The organism is Herminiimonas fonticola (assembly GCF_040395855.1).
GTDB lineage: Bacteria > Pseudomonadota > Gammaproteobacteria > Burkholderiales > Burkholderiaceae_D > Oxalicibacterium > Oxalicibacterium fonticola_A.
On the sequence record NZ_JBEBPO010000096.1, the window covers coordinates 1 to 8,643 of the forward strand.

An 8,643-nucleotide genomic window follows, 5' to 3' on the forward strand; every position below is an offset into this window, starting at 1 on the left:
GGCATCGTTTGTGGAAAGCATCGATGTATTACACGGCACCGGCGTGGTGACGGATAATAGCGGCCACATCATTTTGCGCACCATTTTTGGAATCCCCATGGAAATTAAGGTCAACTTTCTCGACAAGCTGCGTCTTGAAGCCAAGTTCGATGACTTCACGGTAATCGCCGATCAGCCTATCCGCTATAAAGGTGATGGCTCGGCGCCTGGTCCCTTCGATTACTTTCTGGCTTCGTCGGCCTTGTGTGCGGCTTACTTCGTGAAGTTGTACTGCAACACGCGCAATATCCCTACCGAAAATATCCGCCTGTCGCAGAACAACATTGTTGATCCGGAAAACCGTTACCAGCAGATTTTCAAGATACAGGTTGAGTTGCCGGCAGATATCCCGGACGTAGACCGCCGGGGCATCTTGCGCTCCATCGAGCGTTGTACGGTGAAAAAGGTGGTGCAAGCCGGACCAGAGTTTGTGATTGAAGAGGTCGAGAATCTGGACGCCGATGCGCAGGCCTTGCTGACCTTGCAGCCGGCTGCTGACGCCAGCACCTATATCGCGGGCAAGGATCTGCCGCTGGAACAAACCATCGCCAATATGTCCGGTCTGCTGGCGGGTCTGGGCATCAAGATTGAAATCGCTTCGTGGCGCAATATCATTCCCAATGTGTGGTCGCTGCATATCCGTGATGCGCATTCGCCGATGTGTTTTACCAATGGCAAGGGAGCGACCAAGGAAAGCGCGTTGGCCTCGGCCTTGGGCGAGTATATCGAGCGACTGAGTAACAACCATTTCTACGCCGGTGTGTTTTGGGGCGAAGACATCGCCGACGCGGCGTTTGTCCATTACCCGAACGAACGCTGGTTCAAGCCCGGCCGCAAAGATGCGCTGCCGGCTGAAATTCTCGATGAGTATTGTCTGCAAATTTACAATCCCGATGGTGAGTTGCGTGGTTCGCATCTGATCGACACCAACTCCGGCAATGTGGAGCGCGGCATCTGTTCGCTGCCGTATGTGCGGCAGTCGGACGGCGAAGTGGTTTATTTCCCGTCCAACCTGATCGAAAACCTCTATGTCAGCAATGGCATGAGTGCCGGTAATACGCTGGCCGAAGCGCAAGTGCAATGCCTGTCCGAAATTTTTGAACGTGCGGTCAAGCGCGAAATTCTGGAAGGCGAAATGGCATTGCCTGATGTGCCGCAGGAAGTGCTGGCGAAATACCCCGGCATTCTGGCCGGCATTCAGGGCCTGGAAGAACAGGGCTTTCCGGTGCTGGTGAAGGATGCATCGCTGGGTGGAATATATCCGGTGATGTGCGTCACCCTGATGAACCCTCGGACCGGTGGTGTGTTTGCCTCGTTCGGCGCGCACCCAAGCCTGGAGGTGGCGCTGGAAAGGAGTCTGACAGAATTGCTGCAGGGTCGCAGTTTTGAAGGCTTGAACGATTTGCCTCAGCCGACCTTTGTCAGTAACGCCGTGACTGAACCAAACAACTTTGTTGAGCACTTCATCGATTCCAGCGGCATCGTATCGTGGCGCTTTTTCAGCGCCAAAGCGGATGTCGATTTTGTTGAGTGGGATTTTTCTGGGCAAGGTGAAAACTCCAATGCCGAGGAAGCCGCGACCTTGTTCGGCATTCTCGAAGACATGGGCAAAGAGGTGTACGTGGCGGTATATGACCAGCTAGGCGCCACTGCCTGCCGAATTCTGGTGCCCGGCTATTCGGAAATTTATCCGGTAGAAGATTTGATCTGGGATAACACCAACAAGGCGCTGCTGTTCCGCGCCGATATCTTGAACCTGCATCGCCTGGACGAGCCAAGCCTGGAAGCGCTGCTTGACCGTTTGAATGATAGTGAACTCGATGAACACTCCGACATCGCGACCTTGATCGGCATCGAATTTGACGAGAATACGGACTGGGGACAACTGACAGTTCTCGAGTTGAAGCTGCTGATTCATCTCGCCTTGCAGGAATTTGAGGAGACACACGAGCTGGTGGGTGCCTTCCTGCAATACAACGACAATACTGTCGAGCGCGGATTGTTTTATCAAGCCTTGAACGTAGTGCTGGAGGTGGTGCTGGATGACGAGCTGGAACTGGACGATTACGTGGTCAATTTCCGCCGCATGTTTGGCAACACGCGGATGGACGCGGTGCTGGGCTCAGTAGACGGCAGCGTGCGCTTCTTCGGCTTGACGCCAACCAGTATGAAGCTGGAAGGACTCGACAGGCATCATCGCCGGATCGACAGCTACAAAAAATTGCATACGGCGCGGGCCAATGTGGCGACTACAGCCAGCTAGGGTGTCGAGTCAGCGCTGATGGCCTGAAGCAGACAGCTGCTTCAGGATGGTCCAGTCTCTTCAAGCATATCTTTCATCATCGCAAGAGCAGCGAAGATCTCATCCTGTGCTGTCCTTGGGCATGCCCGATACGCGTAATGCCTGCTCGGAAAAATGTTGCGTTACCCATTGCTCACACACAGCCCAAAGCTGCGGCGCACCTCGTTGAATGACAGGGCCATATCGGGAGAAGACCTGTTCAAGCGAAACATCGTTCTCTGTCCAGGTTCCCCCGTGGGTGAATACATTGACAAGAAGAGGTTGAAAACGGTCGAGTGCCTTGGCGAATTTTGCGTCCTCTGTCTCCGCACGTTCAAATTCTCGCCATAAAGCCAGAAATTCGTTGCCTTGTTGTTGAGGCAATAAGCCGAACAATCGCTCGGCTGCTTTAGATTCTTCTTCTGCCTGGAAACTGCCGGAAGAATCACTATGAATCGGGAAATCGCCGACGTCTATCTCGACGATGTCATGCAGCAAGAGCATCTGTACAACCCGATTTGTATTCACCGGCCCGCAGGCGTATTCATTCAGTAGTAGGGCGTACATCGCCAAGTGCCATGAATGCTCGGCAGAATTTTCTTTCCGGCTTTTATCAAGCAGTGGAGATTGCCTGACGACGGTTTTCAGCCGGTCGATTTCTCTCAGAAAACTTAACTGCTTGTCTAATATGGTTGTTTGCATCATTTCACCTCCAAGTGTGCTTTCATGGCATACAAAACAGATGCGGCGACAGTTCATTTTTGGTCGCAAGCGGATAGCCGGAAAACAAGAAATCTGCATCAAGATGCCTTATACAAAAAGGGCTACGCTATTGCTAGCGCAGCCCTTTTTCTCGGATTCTGAAAATCCGGATTATTTGCTCGCCAACCCCAGCAGCATCTCATTCAAACGCTTAACAAATCCAGCCGGATCGTTCAGGTTGCCGCCTTCAGCCAGCATGGCCTGATCGAACAGAATATTCGACCAGTCATCAAATTTGGCTTCTTCGTATTTCAAGCGCTGCACCAGCGGATGATCCGGATTGATTTCCAGAATCGGCTTGGCATCCGGCGCATTCTGGCCGGCTGCTTTCAACATGCGCAGCAGGTTGCCGGACAGTTCGTTTTCATCCGCCACCAGACAAGCCGGTGAGTCGGTCAGGCGGAAGGTGACGCGTACTTCCTTGGCCTTGTCAGCGAGTGCGGTCTGCATCTTGCCGACCAGTTCCTTGTACTGGTCTTCGGTTTCCTGGTGCTGCTTTTTCTCGGCTTCGTCTTCCAGTTGGCCGAGATCCAGATCGCCTTTGGCGACCGATGCGAGTTCCTTGCCTTCGAATTCTTCGAGGTAGGACAGCATCCATTCATCGACGCGATCGGTGAGCAGCAGGACTTCGATACCTTTTTTGCGGAAGATTTCCAGATGCGGACTGTTTTTCGCGGCGTTGTACGACTCGCCGGTTGCGTAGAAAATCTTGGTCTGACCTTCCTTCATGCGCGAGACGTAATCGGCGAATGAAACCGTTTGTGCATCGCTGTCGTTATTGGTCGATGCAAAGCGCAGCAGCTTGGCGATACGTTCCTTGTTGGTCGCGTCTTCGCCCATACCTTCTTTCAGCACCTGGCCGAAGGCGTTCCAGAAGGTGGTGTACTTGTCTTTCTTTTCTTGCTCGTCGGCGTTTGCCAGTTCTTCCAGCATGCCAAGCACACGCTTGGTCGAGCCTTCGCGGATGACTTTGACGTCGCGCGACTCTTGCAGAATTTCACGCGAGACGTTCAGCGGCAGATCGGCTGAATCGATCACGCCTTTGACGAAGCGCAGGTAGACCGGCATCAGTTGTTCGGCATCGTCCATGATGAAGACGCGCTTGACGTACAGCTTGATGCCGCCGCGCTTGTTGCGGTCCCACAGATCGAAGGGCGCCTGGGTCGGGATGTACAGCAGTTGCGTGTATTCGCTACGGCCTTCGACGCGGTTGTGCGTGTAGGTTAGCGGTTCGCCGAAGTCGTGCGATACATGCTTGTAGAACTCGGTGTACTGCTCAGGCGTGATCTCATTTCTGTTGCGCGCCCACAGTGCGCTGGCCTGATTGACGGTTTCCAGTTCATCGGTAACGACGGTTTCTTTTTTCTCTTCGTCCCATTCTTCTTTCTGCATCACGATAGGCAGCGAGATATGGTCGGAATATTTGCGGATGATGGATTTCAGTTTCCACGACGACAGGAATTCGTCTTCGCCTTCGCGCAGGTGCAGGATGATGTCGGTGCCGCGGGTCGGCTTGTCGATTGCTTCGACGGTGAAATCGCCTGCGCCTTCGGATTCCCAGCGCACGCCTTCATTGGCTGCTGCGCCGGCACGGCGAGTTTCTACCGTGATGCGGTCCGCAATGATGAAGCCGGAGTAGAAGCCGACACCGAACTGGCCAATCAGCGCAGCATCCTTTTGCTGGTCGCCGGAGAGTCGGGAGAAAAATTCCTTGGTGCCGGATTTGGCAATGGTGCCCAGATGTTCGACGGCGTCGTCGCGCGTCATGCCGATACCGTTATCGGAAATCGTGATCGTGCGTTTTTCCTTGTCGAAGCTGACCTTGATCTTCAGCTCGGCATCATTTTCAAACAGCGCGCTATTGTCGATTGCTTCAAAGCGCAATTTGTCGGCAGCATCGGAGGCGTTGGAGACCAGTTCGCGCAGGAAAATTTCCTTGTTGGAATACAAGGAGTGAATCATCAATTGCAGCAGTTGCTTTACTTCGGCCTGAAAGCCCAGGGTTTGTTTTTCGGATGCAGCCATTTTTACCTCAAGTGTCAAAGAAAGAATTGGTATGTTCGGGACGCCGGATTTTTAAATCTCAGCCCAAACGTCCCGTCGCAAATTGGGACGATATCGGCAAATTCAAGACTTGCCGCGCAACTGGTCGATTGCCTGTTCGAGAAAACGCAAAATGCCGGGGTCTGTCATGGCTGCGACATTGAAACGCATATTGGAAGAGGGTAGCTGTTTGGGTGAAAACAGGCTGCCGGGCGCCAGCAGATAACCTTCCGCCATCGCTTTTTCAGTCAATGCATTGCTGTCGCAACCGACATCTGCCCACAGGAACATGCCGGCCGGCGTGTGGACATTGATCTTGATGCCTATGCGTTCCATCTGTCGCGCCGTCCTGTCGCGTACCGCATCCAGCTTGCCGCGCAGGCGATCGACATGCTTGCGGTAATGGCCATCGGACAGAATCCGGTAGACCACGCGTTCGGTGAGTTCCGTGGTGGTCAGCGTGGTCAGCATCTTGCGGTCGGATAAATGGATGGCGATATCGTGCGAGGCGGCGATGAAACCGACGCGCAGATTGGCTGCCAGCGTCTTTGAAAATCCGCCCAGATAAATGACGCGATTCAATTGATCCAGCGCGGCAATGCGCGTCGCCGCCTGTACCGTAGTGCCGGGATGCATATCGCAATAGATATCGTCTTCGACAATCATGAAGTCGTATTGCTCGGCAATTTTCAGCACCTGAAATGCCTTGGCTGCCGAGAGCGAACTGCAGGTCGGATTGTGCAGGATTGAATTGATCACGAATAGTTTTGGCTTGTGCAGCGCGGCCAGTGCGCCTAGTTTTTCGATATCCGGCCCATCCGGCAGACGCGGAATACCGACTACCTTGGCACCCAGCGTGGAGAATGAACCGAACATCAGGAACCAGGCCGGATCGTCGACAAAAATCGTATCGCCGGGTTGTATGTAATGCCGTGCCACCAGGTCCAGCGCCTGCGTCACGCCAGAGGTGGTGACGATCTGATCCGGCGTGGCGGCAATTTCCAGCTCCGCCATTTTCAATTGCAGTTGCTGGCGCAGCGGCAAAAATCCCTGCGGCGTGCCGTATTGCAGCAACATGTTTTGATTTTGCCGGCTGACGGCGCGCAAGGCATTTCCCACCATGTCGCCATCGAGGAAATCATTGGGAAGCGAACCTACGCCCGGCATTTTTTCCGGCGGCAATTGGCGAAACATATTGCGTACCAGCCACACCACATCCAGCGCTTGCGTGGCCGTCGTATGCTGACGCTGCTTGTGCGGCGTCAGCATGGGAGCACGGTCACGCACGTAGAAACCGGAACCGCGGCGCGATTCCAGCAGACCGCCGGCGACCAGCCTGTCGTACGCTTCCACCACGGTAAAACGTGATACGCCGTGCTGATCGGAAAACTGGCGTATTGACGGCATGCGCGCGCCGGTGCGCAGCAACCTGTCGTCTATGCGCGAAGTCACGAGCTGCACGATTTGTTCTATCAGCGAACTATCGGCCTGGCGCGACAGCAGCGGACGGGGCGCGGCGACAGGTGCAGGCGTGTTGTGCGATTTGGCTGTATTGGTCATATTGCCGTGACAGTTAGGAGATTAATTCCTTAAGTGTACTGGTACTGTATTGGTTTTGTCGATTACGATGTTTTAACGATAAAAACAGTAAAACGATGCATGTATCGTTTTGCCATCCTTCTGGAACAATATGAATCCTTGCTGCCTCTTTGCCTTCACCTCGTCGATCACGCCGGGGCTGAACAACATGATTGCCTCGACCCTGCATTCAGTTCGGGCGATCCGCTCATGAGTCACGACTCCATAGCAAGTTCTGTCGCGATGACGCCAGAAACCAAAGGCATGCTGCTGGGTGCAATCGGCGTGGCGATGTTCAGCCTGACCTTGCCGTTTACCCGGGTCGCTGTCGCCGAATTGCATCCGGTCTTTGTGGCGCTCGGTCGCGCCGTGGTGGCAGCTGTCTGTTCCGCCGTTTTGCTGTGGTGGAGCGGTGCGGTACGGCCGAATAAAACGCAGATGAAATCGCTGCTGATTACTGCGCTTGGCGTGGTGGTCGGCTTCCCGGTGTTTTCGTCGATCGCGATGGCTTATGTGCCGGCCTCGCATGGCGCCATCATCCTGGGTATCTTGCCGCTGGCGACCGCCTTGTTCGGCGCATTGCGTTTTGGCGAACGGCCTTCCATCGGTTTCTGGATGGCTGCAATAGTGGGCAGCGGCCTGGTTGTTGCGTTTGCATTGCAGCAGGGCGGTGGTGAATTGCATATTGCCGATCTCGCATTATTTGTGGCGGTGCTGGCCGCCGCGATGGGCTACGCCGAAGGTGGCCGCCTGTCGCAGACGATGGGCGGGCAACAGGTGATTTCATGGGCGCTGGTGCTTTCAATGCCGGTAGTGTTGCCGGTCACGGTATGGCTGGGCTGGCAGCATGGTGTGACGGCCTCGGCCGGTGCGTGGGTAGGCTTTGCCTATGTCTCGCTGTTTTCGATGTTTATCGGCTTCTTCTTTTGGTACAGGGGTTTGGCTTTGGGGGGAATTGCACGTGTCGGACAAGTGCAATTGATACAACCATTTTTGACCTTGCTGGGTGCGGCAGTGATTCTGGGAGAGCTGCTGGAGTGGCGCACTTTTCTGTTTGCACTTGCGATTATTGCCGTCGTGGCAATAGGAAGGAAAATGCCGATCAAGCGCCAAAATTGAATATGGATGTCTTCTTGTACGCTGTGCAGCGTCGATAGTTGGGAAGGAAAGCCGAGGATTTGAGATAATCACGGGTATTCCTTCTGTGATCGTCGAAAATACAAGGCATGTAGCCAACATCGCGTTCACAGACATCTGTTAATGGCCATTCCTGCATTGCATGGAATGGCATCAATTTTTGGAGCACTTATGTCTTTTTATGACAAGCTGAAAGCATTGAATATCGAATTGCCTGTCGTCGCAACGCCTGCTGCGGCTTACGTCATGTACGTACAAAGTGGCAACACGGTGTTCCTTTCAGGCCATATCGCCAAAAAAGACGGCAAGCCCTGGGTCGGTCAGTTGGGCAAGAACATGACGACTGACGAAGCCAAACTGGCAGCGCGCGGCGTCGCCATCGATTTGATCGCTACCTTGCAGGCAGCATGCGGCGGCGATCTGAATCGCGTTCAACGCATCGTCAAAGTCATGAGCCTGGTCAATTCGACCGGCGACTATACCGAGCAGCATCTGGTTACCAACGGCGCCTCGGAACTGTTGGGTGAAATATTCGGCGCACAAGGCGTGCATGCACGCTCGGCATTTGGTGTGGCGCAAATTCCACTGGGTGCCTGTGTGGAAATTGAATTGATCGCGGAAATCAAATAAGCAGAAAAAATGCATGAGCCGGTCAATTCGGGCCTGCCTGCCATCACATCGCAGTCATAAAACATCGCAATAATGAAAATCGAAAATCCAACGCCTATCAAATGGCAATTCGCTCAACGGGCAGAGCAACTGCAAAGCTCGGTCATTCGCGAGATCCTGAAAATCACGATGCG

The 8,643-nt window shown here is 54.0% G+C and carries 6 protein-coding genes; 3 read left to right on the forward strand and 3 right to left on the reverse strand.

Annotated features, from left to right (window positions below):
* Positions 1–97 precede the first annotated feature (97 nt).
* Complete coding sequence (locus tag ABWP27_RS10845; protein WP_353156568.1) at positions 98–2,302, forward strand: OsmC domain/YcaO domain-containing protein; 2,205 nt, start codon at positions 98–100, stop codon at positions 2,300–2,302.
* Positions 2,303–2,401: 99 nt separating this feature from the next.
* Here ABWP27_RS10845 and ABWP27_RS10850 read toward each other — a convergent pair whose 3' ends face one another.
* From ABWP27_RS10850 to ABWP27_RS10860, 3 genes are all read right to left on the reverse strand, one after another.
* Entirely contained in the window at positions 2,402–3,022 is a 621-nt protein-coding gene (locus ABWP27_RS10850; protein ID WP_353156555.1) for an HD domain-containing protein, read from the reverse strand.
* Between the two features lie 171 nt (positions 3,023–3,193).
* Entirely contained in the window at positions 3,194–5,107 is a 1,914-nt protein-coding gene (gene htpG / locus ABWP27_RS10855; RefSeq protein ID WP_353156558.1) for a molecular chaperone HtpG, read from the reverse strand.
* 102 nt (positions 5,108–5,209) lie between these two features.
* Positions 5,210–6,685: an aminotransferase-like domain-containing protein gene (locus ABWP27_RS10860; RefSeq protein ID WP_353156560.1), complete on the reverse strand. Its 1,476-nt coding sequence runs from the start codon at positions 6,683–6,685 to the stop codon at positions 5,210–5,212.
* Between the two features lie 228 nt (positions 6,686–6,913).
* Between ABWP27_RS10860 and ABWP27_RS10865 the strand changes: the two genes are divergently transcribed.
* Both ABWP27_RS10865 and ABWP27_RS10870 read left to right on the forward strand, forming a co-directional pair.
* Positions 6,914–7,822 carry a DMT family transporter gene (locus tag ABWP27_RS10865; RefSeq protein ID WP_353156562.1) on the forward strand — a complete coding sequence of 303 codons (909 nt, stop codon included), beginning with the start codon at positions 6,914–6,916 and terminating at the stop codon, positions 7,820–7,822.
* Between the two features lie 189 nt (positions 7,823–8,011).
* On the forward strand, positions 8,012–8,470 hold the full coding sequence (locus tag ABWP27_RS10870; RefSeq protein WP_353156565.1) for a RidA family protein: 459 nt from the start codon (positions 8,012–8,014) through the stop codon (positions 8,468–8,470).
* The last annotated feature ends 173 nt before the right edge of the window (positions 8,471–8,643 follow it).

What these genes read in the sequence shown, in the direction of transcription:
- ABWP27_RS10870 (WP_353156565.1), top strand. Translation starts at nt 8,012, where the DNA reads ATGTCTTTTTATGACAAGCTGAAAGCATTGAATATCGAATTGCCTGTC.
- ABWP27_RS10865 (WP_353156562.1), top strand. Translation starts at nt 6,914, where the DNA reads ATGAGTCACGACTCCATAGCAAGTTCTGTCGCGATGACGCCAGAAACC.
- htpG (WP_353156558.1), bottom strand. Translation starts at nt 5,107, where the DNA reads ATGGCTGCATCCGAAAAACAAACCCTGGGCTTTCAGGCCGAAGTAAAG.
- ABWP27_RS10860 (WP_353156560.1), bottom strand. Translation starts at nt 6,685, where the DNA reads ATGACCAATACAGCCAAATCGCACAACACGCCTGCACCTGTCGCCGCG.
- ABWP27_RS10845 (WP_353156568.1), top strand. Translation starts at nt 98, where the DNA reads ATGGAAATTAAGGTCAACTTTCTCGACAAGCTGCGTCTTGAAGCCAAG.
- ABWP27_RS10850 (WP_353156555.1), bottom strand. Translation starts at nt 3,022, where the DNA reads ATGCAAACAACCATATTAGACAAGCAGTTAAGTTTTCTGAGAGAAATC.